The organism is Mesoflavibacter sp. SCSIO 43206 (assembly GCF_019904215.1).
GTDB classification, from domain to species: domain Bacteria; phylum Bacteroidota; class Bacteroidia; order Flavobacteriales; family Flavobacteriaceae; genus Mesoflavibacter; species Mesoflavibacter zeaxanthinifaciens.
On sequence record NZ_CP063201.1, the window covers coordinates 114,573 to 134,109 of the forward strand.

A 19,537-nucleotide genomic window follows, 5' to 3' on the forward strand; every position below is an offset into this window, starting at 1 on the left:
TTTATTTACGTTATGAGATATATTGACCCAGAACTTTTAGAACGTGTCAACACTTGGTTAACACCAACTTTCGATAAAAAAACACAAGATTACATAAAAGATTTAATTGCTTTAAAACCAGAAGAATTAAAGGAAAGTTTTTATAAAGATTTAGAATTTGGTACAGGTGGTATGCGTGGCGTTATGGGTATTGGCACAAATCGTATCAACAAATATACACTCGGAAAAAACACACAAGGCTTAAGCAATTATTTACATAAAAGTTTTCCTAATCAAGACTTAAAAGTAGCTATTGCTTTTGATTGTAGACATAATAGTAAAACACTAGCAAAAGTAGTTGCAGATGTATTTTCGGCAAATAATATTAAAGTGTTTTTATTTGAAGATTTGCGTCCTACACCAGAGCTTTCTTTCACTTTAAAACATCTAAATTGTCATTGTGGAATTGTACTTACCGCATCACACAACCCGCCAGAATATAACGGTTACAAAGTATATTGGCAAGATGGAGGACAATTAGTTCCGCCACAAGATGCCGAAATTATTCAAGAAATAAATAACCTTGAATATTCAGAAATTAACTTTGAAGCAAAAGAAGAAAATATTCAATACATAGGTCAAGATGTAGATGATGTATTTATAAACGCATCTGTTAAAAACGGAAGTTTTAACACAAGTCAAGATGCAAAAGATAACTTAAATATTGTGTTTACGTCTTTACACGGTACATCAATAACAACCATTCCAGAGACATTAAAACGTGCTGGTTATAAAAATGTACATATTGTAGAAGAACAACGCGAACCAAATGGAGACTTTCCTACGGTAGTTTCGCCTAACCCAGAAGAACCTGAAGCTTTAAAAATGGCTTTAGAATTAGCAGAAAAAGTTAATGCAGACATTGTTATTGGGACAGATCCTGACAGTGATAGATTAGGTATTGCAGTAAGAGATCTTGATAATAAAATGACGCTTTTAAACGGAAATCAAACCATGGTCTTAATGACAGATTTTCTTTTAAAGCAATGGAAAAACAATAACAAAATTAACGGCAATCAATTTATCGGTAGTACAATAGTATCTACACCAATGATGTCTGTTTTAGGACAAGCTTATAATGTAGAATGCAAAGTCGGACTAACTGGTTTTAAATGGATTGCTAAGATGATTAAGGACTTTCCGGACTTAGACTTTATTGGTGGTGGCGAAGAAAGTTTTGGATTTATGGTTGGCGACTTTGTAAGAGATAAAGATGCTGTTACCTCTTCCCTTTTAGCGATTGAAATTGCAGCACAAGCCAAAGGAAAAAACAGTAGTTTTTACAAAGAACTTATAAATCTGTATCTAGAACACGGTTTTTATAAAGAACGACTTATATCAATGACCAAAAAAGGAATTGAAGGCGCGCAACAAATTAAACAAATGATGATTGACGCTAGAGAAAATCCTTTAACAGAAGTTAACGGGTCTAAAGTTATACGTATTGAAGACTATCAATTATCTGAAGCTAAAAACCTAACTAACAACACTACAGAAACGATAGAAATTCCAAAATCTAACGTACTAATTTATTACACAGAAGATGGTAGTAAAATAGCATTAAGACCAAGTGGTACCGAACCTAAAATTAAATTTTACATTAGTGTAAATACTACTTTAGACAATGTGTCAGATTTCACTATAACGGAACAAAAATTGGAAGCAAAAATAGACGCTATCATAAATGATATGCAACTTAATTAAATGGATAAAAGCCTAAAAAAAATAATTCCCTACGCAAAAGCTTATAAAAAAAACATAGTATCTAACGTAATATTTAATGTTCTTTTTGCTCTCTTTAGTTCGTTATCATTTGTAGCATTAATACCAATGATGCAAGTTTTATTTGACGAGACTAAAACAAACATCAAAAAACCTGTATATACTTCGTTTTTAGAAATTACAAGTTATGGTAAGGAATTGCTGTACTATTACATTTCTGAATTAACAGAACAAAAAGGTCCTCAATTTGCATTACTACTAGTTATATCTATAGTTATTATTACTTTTTTATTAAAAAACCTATTTAACTATTTAGCTGCATATAACCTTACATATTTTAAAAATGGAGTTTTAAAAGACTTAAGAATAAAAATGTTTGATAAAATTCTATCATTACCTATTTCTTATTATTCAGAAAAAAGAAAAGGAGATGTAATGGCTAGAATGCTTGGTGATATAGGAGAGTTACAAAACTCATTTTTCCTCATTTTCGAACTTATAGTAAGAGAACCTTTAACCATCATATTTACAATTGCTATAATGCTTAAAATAAGTGTTAAGCTAACACTATTTGTTTTTATTTTTATTCCTATATCTGGATTTATTATATCCAAAATAGGTAAAAGTTTAAAATCAAAATCCACAAGAGCTCAGAAGGAATCTGGATTTTTTATTTCTTTAGTTGAAGAAAGTCTAAGTGGACTTAAAGTAATACAAAGCTACAACGCTCAATCAAAGGTTAAATCCACTTTTTTCGATTCTATTAATAGAATTTTTAAGCTAAGAGTTTCTATAGGTAACAAAAACAATTTAGCTTCACCTTTAAGTGAGTTTTTAGGTATCTTAACTATTGGCGCTCTACTTTGGTATGGAGGTAGAATGGTTTTAATAGAAAAACTACCTAATGGTCAACCAGTACTTTTAGCATCAGAGTTTTTAGCTTACATGGGATTAGCCTATAACATTTTAACGCCTGCAAAAGCAATATCTAAAGCCTCTTACGCTGTAAAAAATGGATTAGCAGCAGCAGATCGAGTTTTTGAACTTATAGACCAAGAAGATAATTTTTACAAATCTAAAAACCCTGTAGATTTAAATGATTTAAACAATGCTATAGAAGTTAATAATATTGACTTTTCTTATAACAATAAAGATCTCGTTCTTAAAAACTTTAATTTAAAAGTAGAAAAAGGAAAAACAGTAGCGTTAGTTGGTCAATCTGGAAGTGGTAAAAGTACTATAGCAAATTTACTTACTCGTTTTTATGATATAAATAAAGGAGAAATTTTAATCGATAACACCAATATTAAAGAAGTTAAATTAGACGCTTTAAGACACCTAATTGGATTAGTCACACAAGATTCGGTATTATTTAACGATTCTATAAAAAATAATATACTATTAGGTAAGGCAGATGCAACCGATGCAGAAGTAATTGATGCATTAAAAGTGGCAAATGCTTGGGAATTTGTAAACGACCTACCAGAAGGAATAGAAACTAATGTTGGTGATGCTGGTAACAAGCTTTCTGGCGGACAAAAACAACGTTTAAGTATTGCAAGAGCTGTACTTAAAAACCCACCTATTATGATTCTTGACGAAGCTACTTCTGCACTAGACACAGAAAGCGAAAAGCTAGTACAAGAAGCTTTAGAAAACATGATGAAAAACAGAACATCTATAGTCATAGCACATAGATTATCTACTATACAAAATGCAGATAACATTGTAGTTATGCAAAGAGGCGAAATTGTAGAACAAGGTACACATCAAGAGTTGTTAGCTAAAAATGGTATGTACAAAAGGTTAGTAGAAATGCAAAGCTTTGACTAACAAAACTCTAAATAAACAAAAAGGATAAACAAATGTTTATCCTTTTTTTATTCATTATTAAATTTGGGGACGACTAATAGCACAAATATTATGGCAAACTAATTGCATTTAAAATATTAAAAAAAATGCTATATCGATTAGTCCATACTAAAAACAACTAATCTTTAGTTAAAAAAATCTAAATTCTGTCAAGCAATTAAACCATGTAAATAAAATATAGTCTAACAAATTATATGATAATAGACGAAAACCAATTAATAGCTCAATTACAATCGCAAGATCAAAAAAATCATGCGTTTAAAAAGCTTATTTCGCTTTATAAGGAGCGATTATATTGGCATATTAGACATATAGTAAAATCCCATGACGATGCAGACGATGTCTTACAAAACACGTTTATCAAAGTTTTTAAAAACATAGATAACTTTAAAGGAGAAAGTAAATTATATTCTTGGCTATACAGAATTGCAACAAATGAAGCCTTAACACATCTTAAAAAAAACGCAAAAAGACTAAATTTAAATAATGAAGAAGCTAATAGCTTAGCAATTAACAATCTGGAAAGTGACGTATATTTTGAAGGAGAAGAAATTCAATTACAATTACAAAAAGCAATAGCCACGCTACCAGAAAAACAACAACTAGTATTCAATATGAAATACTTTCAAGATTTAAAATACAGCGAAATATCTGAAATTTTAGAAACCAGCGAAGGTGCTTTAAAAGCATCATACCACATTGCCGTAAAAAAAATTGAAACCTACTTAACTCAAGATTAAACCTTTATTTAAAAAAAGTGTCTAAATATTGAAATGAAAAAAGAAAACTTAAATAACATCAAACAAACTGGTTTTAAAACACCAGATAACTATTTTAATACTATTGAAGACCAAATTATGTCTCAAATTAGTTCAGAAAAAATAGATAAAAACTCCGGTTTTAAAGTACCCGATAATTATTTTGAAACCATCGAGGATAACCTATTAAATAAAGCCAAACAACCTAAAGTAATTAATCTATTCAACAAAAAAACTATAATTACAGTAGCCAGTATTGCAGCAATGTTTGTTTTATTTTTTAATTTAAATCCTTTTAAAACACAAGTCACTTTTGACAACTTAGACACAGAAACTGTCGAAGCTTACATTTTAAATGAAGTTGAACTTAATGATATTAGAAACCTAATAAACACCGATCAATTATCACAAACAGATTTTATTGACTATAACGGCATTTCTATAGATAACTATTTAGACGATATTGATTTAGAAGATTTTTTAGACGAATAAAAACTTAACACATGAAAAATAAAATATTTACTATAATCTTATTATTTATTTCTATAAGCACCTTTGCCCAATTAGAAAAAGAAAAAGGTTACACAAAAAAAATAAGTGAGAAATTAAAAGCCCTTAAAGTAGCTCATATCACAGAGCAGCTAGATTTAACAAAAAAAGAAGCCGAAAACTTTTGGCCAATTTACAATGCTCATGAAGAAGAGAAAGATGCTTTAAGAAAATTTTCTGTTGAAAGAAGAAAAGAAAAAAAAGCCGAAAATCTATCAGAAAATGAGGCTAAAAAACTGCTTTTTGATATGATTGAAAATGAAAAGAAAAGAAATGATCTTGAAAACAAGTATATTAATGATTTATTAAAGTTTTTACCTGCTAAAAAAATTATAACTCTTTATAGAGCAGAACACTCGTTTAAGCGCAAAATGATTGAAGAATATAGAGGTAGACATCGAGAAGCACGAAAAGACTAAACATAAAAAAGCAGCCAAATGGCTGCTTTTTTTTATTTAAAACTTAATTTACTAATTCGACCGTTTCCTGCTGCGTAAGCAGTACTATCGTTTAAAAATCTTAATGTATAAAAACCTTCATCGCTTAGATGCTTCCAGGTTTGTCCTGCATCTGCACTGTAATCTATACCTTTAAAACCTATCGCGACTAATTGTTGTGCATTGCTGTTTGGTACATATTGCACACAACTACGGTAACCTGGTCCACTTCCATCTGCAACAACTTGCCATGTTTTTCCGCCATCATTAGTCTCTATTTTATTATTTTGATTAGCATCTGCATCTGTATAATCGCCACCAATTGCAAAACCATGGTTTTCATCATAAAAATCTATACTATACATTCCGGTAGTTTCTTTTCCTTGTATAATTGGCGTATCAAAAACATCCCAAGTTTTTCCTTTATCTGCCGAAAATAAAATTCTGCTAGATTTTCCTCCTGTAGCAACCCAAGTCTTATCGCCTACTATAGCAATGTTTGTATCACTTGCTGCAAATGCTGCTTCACCTTCATTAGCTTTTGGTAAATCTTCACAAGACAATTTAGTCCAAGTGTCTCCTCCATCTCTGGTAATAATTATACTCATACAGTCATCAGTAGGATCACCAATTGCAATGCCTTCTTGGTCATTCCAAAATTCCATAGAATCGTAAAACGCTTTTGGGTGATTTTCTTGGTAGACCAAATCTATTGCTCCTTCAGAATCTATTCGATATAGCAATGCTGGATTACCAATACTTAATGCAAAACCTAAATTATTTACTAAAGCTAAAGATCTAAAATTTAATTTTGAATTAGTACTATCTACAAAAGTTGGATACACTACTTTATTAATTTCATTATTATCATATTCATTATCTCTTGTTAGTATTGCTCCAAGATTACCTGTTGAAGTCAAAAAACCAAAGGATTTATTAGTATCGAAATATTCCAAAGCTCTAACATTTAAGGTAGAATCTTCAATTAAAGTTTCAATTTCAACTGAAATAAATTTTTTAACTTCCTTTTCAGTACGACTTTCATCTTTTAAAGATTTACAACTAAAGACAATTAGTAGAGACATGAAGGCTATAATAAACTGAAGGAATAATTTCATCGTTAATAATTTTTAATAAAAATAGAAAAGCAAATTGAAATATTTAACAAAGTCATTCAAAATCCACATATAAACCTTAACTTTGTCTGCTTTTAAATTTTAAAATATGCGCTTACACAGAAACTTATGTTTTGCAACCGTAGATGGTTTACTTCAAATATTTAACGAAGGTCAATACGCAGACAAAGTAGTACAACAACTTTTAAAAAGAGACAAACGTTGGGGAAGTCGTGATCGTGCTTTTGTAGCCGAAACCACTTACGACATCGTACGTTGGAAGCGTTTATATGCAGAAATTGCTAACGTAAAAGAACCTTTTAGCAGAGATGATATTTGGCGTATGTTTGCGGTTTGGGCAACTTTAAAAGGTATTAAATTACCAGATTGGAAATATTTTGAAAACACGCCAACACGAAAAATTAAAGGACGTTTTGACGAGCTTTCTAAAATTAGAAAAATTAAAGAATCTATTCCAGATTGGATCGACAATATTGCTGTAAAAGAACTTGGAGAAGCCAAATGGACTAAAGAAATCCAAGCCCTTAACGAGCAAGCAGATGTTATTTTAAGAGTAAACACCTTAAAAACGACTAAAGAAAAGCTTCAAAATATTCTTTTTGACTTAGATATAGACACCGAAACTTTAAAAGATTATCCTGATGCATTACGTTTAAAAGAACGTGCTAATGTGTTTTCTACCGAAGCTTTTAAAGATGGATTATTTGAAGTTCAAGATGCATCATCTCAATTAGTGGCAAACTTTTTGCAGGTAGAACCAGGTATGCGTGTAGTAGATACTTGTGCTGGTGCTGGCGGTAAAACATTACACCTAGCTTCTATTATGCAAAATAAAGGACAAATAATTGCTTTAGATATTTATGCAAATAAGTTGAAAGAATTAAAGCGTCGTGCAAAGCGTAATGGCGCGCATAATATTGAACCTAGACATATAGATTCGACTAAAGTCATTAAAAAATTACATGACCAAGCAGACCGTGTTTTAATTGACGCGCCTTGTTCTGGTTTAGGCGTTTTAAGAAGAAATCCTGATGCTAAATGGAAATTAGAACCAGAATTTTTAGACCGAATTAAAAACACGCAAGCCGAAATTTTAAGTTCGTATTCTAAAATGGTAAAATCTGGCGGACAATTAGTTTATGCTACATGTTCTATTTTACCATCAGAAAACCAAGAACAGGTTAACAAATTCTTAGCTTCAGAAGAAGGAAAAGAATTTACATTTGTTAAAGACAAAAAAGTATTAGCTCATGAGTCTGGATTTGACGGATTTTACATGGCTTTATTAAAAAGAAAATAAATTATTCTCCCAAAATTAAAACTAAATGAAACAAATTTACATTTTAATAGCCTTATTAACTACATCTTTTGGCTTTGCTCAAGTTCCTGCAGGATATTACAGTACAGCAACAGGTACTGGTTACACTTTAAAAACACAATTAAAAGTTATCATAACAAATGGTCATACCTGGAATAGTAATAGTTATGATAATCTATATCAAGAATATGCATTAACAGATACCGATAACTATTATGAAAACGATGGCTCTGTATTAGATATTTACACAGAAAAACCTTCACAATCAGATACTTATAATTATAACCATTCTGTTTCAGACCAATGTGGTGGATCGTACACCGCAGAAGGACAATGCTATAATAGAGAGCATTTATTTCCTCAAGGATTTTTTAATAATTCAGACAACCTTCCAATGGTATCAGATATCCATCACGTAATACCTACAGATGGTTTTGTAAATAATGGACGTAGTAATTACCCATTTGGTGTAGTAACAAGTACTAATACATCTTACAGTAATGGTTCTAAATGGGGAACAGGAAATAATTATGGTTACACAGGAAGGTGTTTTGAACCTATAAACGAATTTAAAGGTTATGTTGCACGTGCAATGTTATATTTTGCAGTAAGATACGAAGACAATTGGGACGACTCAGGTTGGGATCCACATACAGTTCAATACAATCCATTAAACGGAACAAGTGATCAATTTTATGAAACTTGGTTTATTAACACCATGTTAGATTGGCATAATACATATCCTCCTTCTCAATTTGAGATAGATCGAAATGATGCTGCTTATCTATCACAAGGTAATCGTAACCCATTTGTAGACAATCCAGCTTATGCTAATTTAATTTGGAATCCTTCAACAGATACCACAGCACCTACTGCTCCAACAAATTTAGTAGCATCTAATGCTACTGTATCTTCAATAGATTTAACTTGGACAGCTTCTACAGATGATGTAGCTGTTACCAGCTATGATATTTTTGTAGATGGTTCTTTCTATACAAATACATCAACTGCTGTAACTAGCTTTACAGTTACTGGATTAGCTTCAGAAACTAATTATTGTTTTACAATTTATGCTTTAGATGCAGCAGGAAATACTTCTGCTGTAAGTAATCAAGATTGTGAAATGACAACAAATGTTCCAGCAGGTATAAACGAGTTATTCTTTTCTGAATATATGGAAGGAAGCAGCACTAATAAAGCTTTAGAAATTGCTAATTATACAAACTCAACTATACAATTAGCAAATTACACTTTAAGATTAGGCTCAAACGGTAATAGCTTTGGAAGTGATATTTCTTTTCCTTCAGGTGCTTCAATTGCTGCTGGTGATGTATACGTTATTGTAAACAGCGGACTATCTTTAGGTTGCGAATCTGAAGCAGATTACACCAATAATACAATCACAGGATTTAACGGTAACGATGCTATTGGCTTGTTTAAAAACGGAACTTTAATTGATATTATAGGTGAAGAAGGTAACTCTTCTACTTTTGCTCAAAACACTACTTTAGTTAGAAAGCCAACTATTACTAATCCTACTACTGCTTTTAGTTTATCAGAATGGGATAGTTATCCTGAAGACACTTGTGATAATTTAGGGCAACCTACATTATCAACTTTAAATTTTGAAAAATCAACATTCAAAATCTACCCTAATCCAATTAAAGGGAATACTTTAAACGCAGACGTAAAATCAACAACCAACTATCAAATCTATGATATTTTAGGTAAGAAAATTTTAAGCGGAACGGTAACAACAACCAACAAAAAAATTAATGTATCCAATCTTAAAAAAGGAATTTACATCCTTAAACTAGAAACTAGTAATGGTAATGTTACAAAAAAATTAATTAGAGAATAAGTTATCTAACTTGTTAATAAAAAAAGCGACACCAAGATGTCGCTTTTTTTATGGTTAATAACCACGTGAATAACTAAAAAAAAATGACCACTTTTTAATAAAATAATCTAACTAAAAGATGTAAATTTGATGTTTTAAAAACAACACAAAACTCCTGAAATAATGATTCATTTCTTCGGAAACCAAAACAGTAAAGTATTTGCTGTTCAAGCAACAAAAGAATTATCTACTGAAACTATCAATAAATTAACGTGGTTATTTGGCAACCAGCCTAAAATAGAACAAGCATCCTTAGATGCTTTTTTTGTTGGACCGCGTGCAGCAATGATTACTCCATGGAGTACCAATGCTGTAGAAATTACTCAAAACATGGGTATTGATGGCATTATTAGAATTGAAGAATTTGAATCTTGCACACAAGATTTTAAGGATTACGATCCTATGATTTCAGAGAAATTTAATGGTTTAAATCAAGATAGTTTCACAATAAACATTCAACCAGAAGCCATTAAAAACATAGAAGACATAACTGCTTACAACGCTCAAGAAGGTTTAGCCTTAAGTGATGAAGAAGTTGAGTATTTAGAAAGCGTATCTAAAAAAATAGGAAGACCATTAACAGACTCTGAAGTGTTTGGTTTTTCTCAAGTAAATAGCGAGCATTGTCGTCATAAAATCTTCAATGGTACATTCGTTATTGATGGCGAAGAAAAGCCTACATCTCTTTTCAAATTAATTAAAAAGACTTCAGAAACTAATCCAAACGATATCGTTTCTGCTTACAAAGATAACGTGGCTTTTATAAAAGGTCCAGTAGTTGAACAATTTGCTCCAAAACGTGCAGATGTTCCGGATTTTTATCAAACTAAAGATTATGAATCTGTTATTTCGCTTAAAGCAGAAACACACAACTTCCCTACTACTGTCGAGCCTTTTAATGGTGCTGCAACAGGATCTGGTGGAGAAATTAGAGACAGACTTGCTGGAGGAAAAGGTTCTTTACCTTTAGCCGGAACAGCGGTTTACATGACTTCATATTCTAGATTAGAAGACAATCGTCCTTGGGAAAAAGCGTTTCCAGAACGTAAATGGTTATACCAAACACCAATGGATATTTTAATAAAAGCTAGTAATGGTGCTTCAGATTTTGGTAACAAATTTGGGCAACCGTTAATCTGCGGATCTGTTTTAACTTTTGAACATCAAGAAGATGCAAAAGCTTTAGGTTTTGATAAAGTAATAATGCAAGCTGGCGGAATTGGTTACGGTAAAGCAGATCAAGCATTAAAAGACACACCTAAAAATGGTGATAAAATTGTAATTCTTGGTGGAGAAAATTATCGTATCGGTATGGGTGGAGCTGCAGTTTCTTCTGCAGATACAGGTGAGTTTTCTTCAGGAATAGAGCTTAACGCTGTACAACGTTCTAACCCAGAAATGCAAAAACGTGCGGCTAACGCTGTACGCGGAATGGTTGAAAGTGATGAAAATTTCATTGTTTCTATTCACGATCATGGTGCTGGTGGACATTTAAATTGTTTAAGCGAATTAGTTGAAGACACCGGTGGAAAAATTGACTTAGATGCCTTACCTGTTGGTGATCCAACACTTTCTGCTAAAGAAATTATTGGTAACGAGTCTCAAGAACGAATGGGATTAGTTATTGCCGAAAAACACATCGAAACCTTAAATAAAATTGCAGAACGAGAACGCTCTCCAATGTACACTGTTGGTGATGTAACAAACGATAACCGTTTTACTTTTGAATCTAAAACTAATGGTGACAAACCAATGGATTTAGCTTTAGAAGATATGTTTGGAAGCTCTCCAAAAACAATAATGACAGATAAAACTGTAGCTGCAAATTACAGTGAAATCTCTTACGATAAAGACAAAATCTACGATTATTTAGATCAAGTATTACAGTTAGAAGCTGTGGCTTGTAAAGATTGGCTTACCAATAAAGTAGACCGTTGTGTTGGTGGTAAAGTTGCTAAACAACAATGTGCAGGACCATTACAATTACCATTAAATAATGTTGGTGTAATGGCATTAGACTTTAAAGGCAAAGAAGGTATTGCAACATCAATAGGTCACTCGCCTATTTCAGGATTAATTAATCCAGTTGCTGGTAGTCGCAATAGTATTACCGAAGCTTTAACTAACATTGTTTGGGCACCATTAAAAGATGGTTTACAATCGGTTTCATTATCTGCAAACTGGATGTGGCCTTGTAAAAATGAAGGCGAAGATGCTAGGTTATATGAGGCTGTTCAAGCAATTTCAGAATTTGCTATAGACTTAGGCATAAATGTTCCAACAGGAAAAGATTCATTATCAATGAAGCAAAAGTATCCTGACCAAGAGGTTATTTCTCCTGGTACAGTTATTATTTCTGCTGCAGCAAATTGTAATAATATCACTAATGTTATTGAGCCTGTTTTAAGAAGAAATGGCGGAGATATATACTATATCAACTTATCAAAAGATCAATTTAAATTAGGCGGAAGTAGTTTTGCTCAAATCTTAAATAAAGTAGGAAATGATGCACCAAACGTTAAGGATGCTGGTTATGTAAAAACGGTATTTAATACAATTCAACAATTAATAAAAGATCAAAAAATTGTTGCTGGACATGATGTTGCTTCTGGTGGATTAATCACTACTTTACTAGAAATGTGCTTTGCAGATATCAATTTAGGAGCTGAACTTGATCTTTCTGCTTTAAATGAAAAAGACACAGTAAAGTTATTATTTGCTGAAAATTCGGGAATAGTTTTCCAAGCTTCTGATAATTCAATTGAAACAGTTTTAAGTAATGCTAATATTGAATTTTTCAACATAGGAAGACCAACCACAAGCGATGTATTAAGTATCATAAATAATGATGAAGTTTATACAATGACAGTTTCTAGACTAAGAGACATGTGGTACAAAACTTCATATTTATTAGATCAAAAACAAACTGCTAACGGATTGGCAAAAACACGTTTTGAAAACTACGCAAAACAACCGCTAAACTATTATTTCCCAAAACATTTTACTGGCGAATTAAGTTTTTACAACAAAAACCAATCTTCAGATAGACCAAAAGCTGCTATTTTAAGAGAAAAAGGAAGTAACTCTGAACGCGAAATGGCTAATGCGATGTATTTAGCTGGTTTTAACGTAAAAGATGTACATATGACCGATTTAATTTCTGGTCGCGAAACACTTGAAGATATTCAGTTTTTAGGTGCAGTTGGAGGTTTCTCTAACAGTGATGTTTTAGGCTCTGCAAAAGGTTGGGCTGGAGCAATTAAATATAACGACAAAGCTAACAAAGCTATTAAAAACTTCTTTGAAAGAGAAGATACACTTTCTGTAGGTATTTGTAATGGTTGTCAATTATTTATGGAGTTAGAACTGATAAATCCAGAGCATGAAAATCACGGAAAAATGGTGCATAACGACTCACACAAACACGAAAGCTCTTTCACTTCTGTAGTTGTACAAAAAAATAATTCAGTAATGCTTTCAACACTAGCAGGAAGTACTTTAGGTGTTTGGATAAGTCATGGTGAAGGTAAATTTAACCTTCCAAAAGATGAGAACAATTATGATATTGTTGCTAAATATGCTTACAACGATTACCCATCAAATCCTAATGGCTCTGATTACAATACAGCAATGTTATGCGATAAAACAGGAAGACATTTAGTAACAATGCCACATATAGAGCGTTCTATTTTCCCTTGGAATTGGGCTAATTATCCAGAAAACAGAAAAGATGAAGTTTCCCCTTGGATAGAAGCTTTTGTAAAAGCTAGAAAATGGATAGAAAACAAAAAAAATTAAAAACCGTATAATATTTCAATCTTTTTTTATTACATTTCACTCACTTAAAAGTGTGTAAAGTATTATAAATGAAGTTTGAAAGAATTTATTGCCATAGGCCTAACAAGCTTATTGGCTCTTTTGTTGAAGTACAAATTGAAGAAAATGACTTTCCTTACGTAGTAGATTTATTGCCTACAGCTCAAAGTCATATTATCTATTTCTTCTCTGATGTAAAACATGAAATTAAAATTAATAACAAGTCCTTTTTTAACAAAGGACTTGTTATATCTGGTCAATCTTACCGATCCTATCAGTTTATACCTAAAAAACCTGTTAGAGTTTTTGTTGCTAATTTTAGCGCTACCACGCTACATAAGGTATTAGGGAAACAAATGTCTTCTATAACAGATTCTCATATTCCATTATCAGAGTTTTGTAATGAATTTTATGAACAAATAAATCCGTTGTTTAATCCTGATAAAACGGCTAAAGAAATTGCTTTAGACTTTGAAAGTTTAATGTATGACTTGCCCAAAATTGATAATAAGAATGTTAATTATGTTGATATTGCAGTAGATTTGATTCATCAAAAAAAAGGTAGAATTACTGTAGATGAACTTTTAGAATTTCTTACTATATCACAAAAAAATCTAGAGATTCAATTTAAAAAAATAGTTGGCTTAACACCTTTAAAATATATTAAACTCTATAGGTTTTGGCATTTAATGAAAGCTTACGAGAGTAATAAAATTGATTTTAATCAAGCTTTAGAATTTTATAATTATTATGATTTATCTCATTTTAATCGTGACTTTAAGCTATTTATGAAAATAAAACCTTCAGAATACGTTAAAAGAGATAATTCTTTAATAAGAAAATATTTAACAATTTAATTTTTACGATAATTTACATCCCGTTTCATTATAAATTCAATACTTTAGCTATCAAATGGTACTATTTGTTTAATTTAAATGAAAGTTAAGGGATTCATTTAAAAATAGTTAGTTATTAAATAAATATATTAAAAGTATCATTTTAAGCTATCAATCAGTTAGCAAGGAGCTGTTTAATTACAGCTCCTTTTTTGGCAAAAAAATGAAAGCTTTATTTAAATTTTAATAATTTTTGTTAACCTTAAATCATTTTTTCATAATTTGCATTCCCCTTAATTCATTTAAATATAATGATTGAAGTAACCCGACTTTTCGATTTTCCTTATTATCAACTTGAAAAACATAACCTAGAAGCTGCTTTAGTTACCAAAAAAAATGGTACATGGGAAGCGACTTCAACTAAAGAATATATAGATAAAGCTAATGCTTTAAGTAGAGCTTTATTAAGATTAGGTGTAAATAAAAACGATAAAATTGCAGTAATTTCTTCTACAAACAGAACAGAATGGAATATTGTAGATATTGGCGTATTACAACTTGGTGCGCAAAATATTCCTATATATCCAACTATATCTGCAGAAGATTACGAGTATGTTTTAAATCATAGCGAATCTATATATTGCTTTGTTTCAGATAAAGAAGTTTTAGAAAAAATAAACAAAGTTAAAGACAAAACTAAACTTAAAGAAGTTTACTCTTTTGATCATATTGAAGGCTGTAAACACTATTCAGAACTTTTTGATTTAGGAGAAGATAATAGTAATCAAGCAGAAGTTGAAGCTAGAAAAGATGCCGTAACACCTGATGATTTAGCTACAATAATATACACTTCTGGTACAACAGGTAAGCCAAAAGGTGTAATGCTAAGTCATAATAACATTACTAGTAACGTATTAGACAGTATACCACGATTACCAATTTCAACTGGTCAAACAAAAGTTTTAAGTTTTTTACCAATTTGTCATGTATTTGAACGTGTATTAATTTACATTTATCAATATGCCGGAACAAGTATATATTTTGCAGAAGCAATAGATAAAATTGCAGAAAACGCTCAGGATATTAAACCAAATTTAATGAGTGTTGTACCTAGACTGCTAGAAAAAGTTTATGACAAAATCTATGCAAAAGGTACAGAATTAAGTGGTATAAAAAGCAGACTTTTTCATTGGGCTATAGAATTAGGAGAACAATGGGAACCTTACGGTAAAAATGGTGCTTGGTACGAGTTTAAACTAAAAATAGCTAATAAATTAATCTTTAGTAAATGGCGAGCTGCTTTAGGTGGCGAGTTAACTACTATGGTATCTGGTAGCGCAGCATTATCACCAAGATTAACACGTATATTTTGTGCTGCAGGCATGAAGGTTATGGAAGGATATGGATTAACAGAAACATCTCCTGTTATTTCTGTAGGCATGTACAGAGAAAATCATTTTAAGGTTGGTACCGTTGGTAAACCGATAAGAAATGTAGATGTAAAAATAGCAGAAGATGGCGAAATCCTAATTAAAGGACCAAACGTAATGAAAGGTTACTACAAAGATCCAGAAAAAACGGCTAGTGTGATGACAGGAGACTATTTTCATACAGGAGATAAAGGTGAAATTGACCCTGATGGTTTCTTAAAAATTACGGGGCGAAAAAAAGAAATGTTTAAAACCTCTGGAGGAAAATATGTCATTCCTACTCTTTTAGAAAACGACCTAAAACAGTCTAGATTTATAGAACAAGCAATGGTTGTTGGTGAAGGCGAAAAAATGCCAGCAGCTATTATTCAACCTAATTTTGAATTTTTAAGAGATTGGATAGATAGAAAACATAATCATATAGGTAAATCAGATAAAGAAATTGCAACATCACAAATAGTTATAGACCGTATCCAAAAAGAAATAGACAACTGCAATAAAAGTTTCGGAAAATGGGAACAAATAAAACGTTTTGAACTTACACAAGATGTTTGGTCTGTAGATGGTGGACAATTAACACCAACCATGAAAATGAAACGAGACGTCATTAAAAATATTTATAAAGATCTTTATGATAAAATTTATAATTAATCATTTTTTAATACAAAATAAGAAGCCATCTAAAATTTAGATGGCTTTTTTTGTTAATATCATAATCTTTTTTAAAAATTTATTATGCACGCATAATAAATTTTACTATCTTTGAAAACCTTCAAAAGAATTTTAATGCAAAACAAAAAAGAAAGAACGATAGATTACATGCTAAGAACCACTTGGTTAGCGGTAAATAAAATGTATAACGAAGAAGCTGCAAAGTTTGACACAACTATGGCTACAGGGTTTACATTATTAAGTATCGATAAAGAAAACGGTACACCTTCTACCTCTTTAGGACCAATAATGGGCATGGAAGCAACTAGTCTTTCAAGAATATTAAAACGTATGGAAGAATTAGGTTTGATAGAACGTAAACCTAACCCAAACGACGGTCGTGGTGTTTTAATTCATCTTACTGAGTTTGGAAAAGAAAAAAGAAAAGACGCCAAAGAACGTGTTTTAGTTTTTAATGAAACTGTAAGAGCACACGTTTCAGAAGAAAAACTAAAACATTTCTATGAAGTGTCAGACACTATAAACGAGTTAATTTCTAATAAAAAAATATATACTAAAGAAACCATTTAATAAAAATGAGTAAACGTAGAATCAAAAAAGTAGCCATTATTGGATCAGGAATTATGGGAAGCGGTATCGCTTGTCATTTTGCCAATATTGGTGTAGAAGTCTTATTATTAGACATTGTACCAAGAGAATTAAACGATGCCGAAAAAGCTAAAGGATTAACTTTAGAAGACAAGGTTGTAAGAAACCGCATTGTAAACAATGCATTAGCTGCATCATTAAAATCTAAACCATCACCAATCTATCACAAAGATTTTGCTAACAGAATTACTACTGGTAATCTTGAAGATGATATAGCAAAAGTTGCAGATGTAGATTGGATTATGGAAGTAGTTGTAGAAAGACTTGACATTAAAAAGCAAGTATTTGAAAAACTAGAACAACACCGTACACCAGGTACTTTAATTACATCAAATACATCTGGTATTCCTATTAAGTTTATGAGCGAAGGACGTAGCGAAGATTTCCAAAAGCATTTTTGCGGAACGCACTTCTTTAATCCAGCGCGTTACTTAAAGTTATTCGAAGTAATTCCTGGACCTAAAACATCTCAAGACGTTTTAGACTTCTTAAACGGTTATGGGGAACAATTTTTAGGAAAAACATCTGTAATAGCTAAAGATACACCAGCATTTATTGGTAACCGTATTGGTATTTTTGGTATTCAATCGTTATTTCACCAAGTAAAAGAATTAGGATTGACCATAGAAGAAGTTGATAAATTAACGGGTCCTGTTATTGGTCGTCCAAAATCGGCAACTTTCCGTACGGTAGATGTTGTTGGATTAGACACTTTAGTACACGTTGCTAACGGAATTTACGACAACTGTCCTGATGACGAAGCACATGAGCTTTTCAAATTACCAGATTTTATCAATACCATGATGGAAAACAAGTGGTTAGGAAGCAAGACAGGACAAGGATTTTATAAAAAAGTAAAAGGAGATAATGGTAAAAGTGAAATTTTATCGTTAGATCTAGAAACATTAGATTATCGCTCTAAAAAAAGAGCCTCTTTCCCTACTCTAGAATTAACAAAAACTGTAGATAAAGTCATTGACCGTTTTCCAATTTTAGTAAAAGGAAAAGATAAAGCTGGCGAGTTTTATCGCAAAAATTTCGCTGCAATGTTTGCTTACGTATCACATCGTATTCCTGAAATTTCAGACGAATTATATAAGATAGATGATGCTATGAAAGCTGGATTTGGTTGGGAACATGGTCCTTTCCAAATTTGGGATGCAATTGGTGTAGAAAAAGGTCTTGAAATCATGAAAGCTGAAGGGAAAACACCAGCAGCTTGGGTAAATGATATGGTTGCTTCTGGTAACACATCGTTTTACACAGTAAAAGATGGAGCTACGTATTTTTACGATATTGATAAGAAAGCACAAGAAAAAGTACCAGGACAAGATAGTTTCATCATATTAGATAACATCAGAAAATCTAACGAGGTATTTAAAAACTCTGGTGTAGTAGTTGAAGATTTAGGTGACGGAATTTTAAATGTTGAATTCCAATCTAAAATGAACACTATTGGTGGCGACGTACTAGCTGGTTTAAATAAAGCAATAGATTTAGCTGAAAAAGATTTTGCTGGTTTAGTGGTTGGTAACCAAGGAGCAAACTTCTCTGTTGGAGCAAACATCGGAATGATTTTTATGATGGCTGCAGAACAAGAGTATGACGAGCTTAACATGGCGATCAAATACTTCCAAGACACGATGATGCGCATGCGCTACTCTTCTATTCCTACTATTTCTGCACCACATGGCATGACGCTTGGTGGCGGATGTGAGTTATCACTTCACGCAGATAAAGTTGTTGCTGCTGCAGAAACTTACATGGGATTAGTTGAATTTGGAGTTGGTGTAATTCCTGGTGGTGGCGGATCTAAAGAAATGGCTTTAAGAGCGCAAGATACTTTCAAAAAAGGTGATGTCGAGTTAAATACACTTCAAGAGTATTTCTTAACTATTGGTATGGCAAAAGTATCAACTTCAGCTTACGAAGCTTTTGATTTAGGTGTATTACAAAAAGGAAAAGATATTGTTGTTGTTAATAAAGATAGACAAATTGCTACAGCTAAAGCACATGCTAAATTAATGGCAGATCAAGGCTACACGCAACCTGTAAAACGCAAAGACATAAAAGTACTTGGTAAACAAGCATTAGGTATGTTCTTAGTAGGAACAGACTCAATGGAAGCAAGCCACTACATTAGTGAACACGATCAAAAAATAGCTAACAAATTAGCTTACGTTATGGCTGGTGGTGATTTATCAGAACCAACTAAAGTAAGTGAGCAATATTTATTAGATCTAGAACGCGAAGCATTTTTATCGCTTTGTACTGAAAGAAAAACATTAGAAAGAATTCAGCATATGTTGAAGACTGGAAAACCACTTAGAAATTAGAAAAAAGAAACAAGATGCAAGAAACAAGACATCTTGATTCTTGATTCTTGGCTCTAAAAATCAAAAGA

At 31.7% G+C, this 19,537-nt stretch carries 13 protein-coding genes; 12 read left to right on the forward strand and 1 reads right to left on the reverse strand.

Going from position 1 to position 19,537, the window contains the following annotated elements:
- Nucleotides 1–12 precede the first annotated feature (12 nt).
- From INR78_RS00570 to INR78_RS00590, 5 genes are all read left to right on the forward strand, one after another.
- Nucleotides 13–1,743 (forward strand): phospho-sugar mutase, encoded by a 1,731-nt coding sequence (locus INR78_RS00570; protein WP_223077039.1) that lies wholly within the window; start codon nucleotides 13–15, stop codon nucleotides 1,741–1,743.
- Entirely contained in the window at nucleotides 1,744–3,594 is a 1,851-nt protein-coding gene (locus INR78_RS00575) for an ABC transporter ATP-binding protein (RefSeq protein WP_106676928.1), read from the forward strand.
- Nucleotides 3,595–3,827: 233 nt separating this feature from the next.
- Nucleotides 3,828–4,373, forward strand: a complete 546-nt coding sequence (locus tag INR78_RS00580; protein WP_221184940.1) for an RNA polymerase sigma factor — start codon at nucleotides 3,828–3,830, stop codon at nucleotides 4,371–4,373.
- Nucleotides 4,374–4,406: 33 nt separating this feature from the next.
- On the forward strand, nucleotides 4,407–4,883 hold the full coding sequence (locus INR78_RS00585; RefSeq protein ID WP_223077040.1) for a hypothetical protein: 477 nt from the start codon (nucleotides 4,407–4,409) through the stop codon (nucleotides 4,881–4,883).
- 11 nt (nucleotides 4,884–4,894) lie between these two features.
- Nucleotides 4,895–5,359 (forward strand): hypothetical protein, encoded by a 465-nt coding sequence (locus INR78_RS00590; RefSeq protein ID WP_223077041.1) that lies wholly within the window; start codon nucleotides 4,895–4,897, stop codon nucleotides 5,357–5,359.
- A 32-nt stretch (nucleotides 5,360–5,391) separates the two neighbouring features.
- Here the strand turns inward: INR78_RS00590 and INR78_RS00595 are convergent, their stop codons facing one another.
- A complete protein-coding gene (locus INR78_RS00595) occupies nucleotides 5,392–6,495 on the reverse strand; it encodes an oxidoreductase (RefSeq protein ID WP_223077042.1) in 1,104 nt (367 codons plus the stop codon).
- A gap of 106 nt (nucleotides 6,496–6,601) precedes the next feature.
- Here INR78_RS00595 and INR78_RS00600 point away from each other — a divergent pair, with 106 nt between their 5' ends.
- The 7 genes from INR78_RS00600 to INR78_RS00630 all read left to right on the forward strand — a co-directional run bounded on the left by INR78_RS00600 (nucleotide 6,602) and on the right by INR78_RS00630 (nucleotide 19,469).
- Complete coding sequence (locus INR78_RS00600) at nucleotides 6,602–7,813, forward strand: RsmB/NOP family class I SAM-dependent RNA methyltransferase (RefSeq protein ID WP_223077043.1); 1,212 nt, start codon at nucleotides 6,602–6,604, stop codon at nucleotides 7,811–7,813.
- A gap of 25 nt (nucleotides 7,814–7,838) precedes the next feature.
- Nucleotides 7,839–9,692, forward strand: a complete 1,854-nt coding sequence (locus tag INR78_RS00605; protein WP_223077044.1) for an endonuclease — start codon at nucleotides 7,839–7,841, stop codon at nucleotides 9,690–9,692.
- Between the two features lie 162 nt (nucleotides 9,693–9,854).
- Nucleotides 9,855–13,529, forward strand: coding sequence for a phosphoribosylformylglycinamidine synthase (purL, locus tag INR78_RS00610; protein WP_223077045.1), 3,675 nt, complete (start codon nucleotides 9,855–9,857; stop codon nucleotides 13,527–13,529).
- A gap of 68 nt (nucleotides 13,530–13,597) precedes the next feature.
- Nucleotides 13,598–14,404, forward strand: a complete 807-nt coding sequence (locus INR78_RS00615) for an AraC family transcriptional regulator (RefSeq protein WP_223077046.1) — start codon at nucleotides 13,598–13,600, stop codon at nucleotides 14,402–14,404.
- Between the two features lie 290 nt (nucleotides 14,405–14,694).
- On the forward strand, nucleotides 14,695–16,464 hold the full coding sequence (locus tag INR78_RS00620) for a long-chain fatty acid--CoA ligase (protein WP_223077047.1): 1,770 nt from the start codon (nucleotides 14,695–14,697) through the stop codon (nucleotides 16,462–16,464).
- Between the two features lie 135 nt (nucleotides 16,465–16,599).
- Nucleotides 16,600–17,055 (forward strand): MarR family winged helix-turn-helix transcriptional regulator, encoded by a 456-nt coding sequence (locus INR78_RS00625; protein WP_027878619.1) that lies wholly within the window; start codon nucleotides 16,600–16,602, stop codon nucleotides 17,053–17,055.
- Between the two features lie 5 nt (nucleotides 17,056–17,060).
- Nucleotides 17,061–19,469: a 3-hydroxyacyl-CoA dehydrogenase/enoyl-CoA hydratase family protein gene (locus tag INR78_RS00630; RefSeq protein WP_223077048.1), complete on the forward strand. Its 2,409-nt coding sequence runs from the start codon at nucleotides 17,061–17,063 to the stop codon at nucleotides 19,467–19,469.
- Nucleotides 19,470–19,537 lie beyond the last annotated feature (68 nt).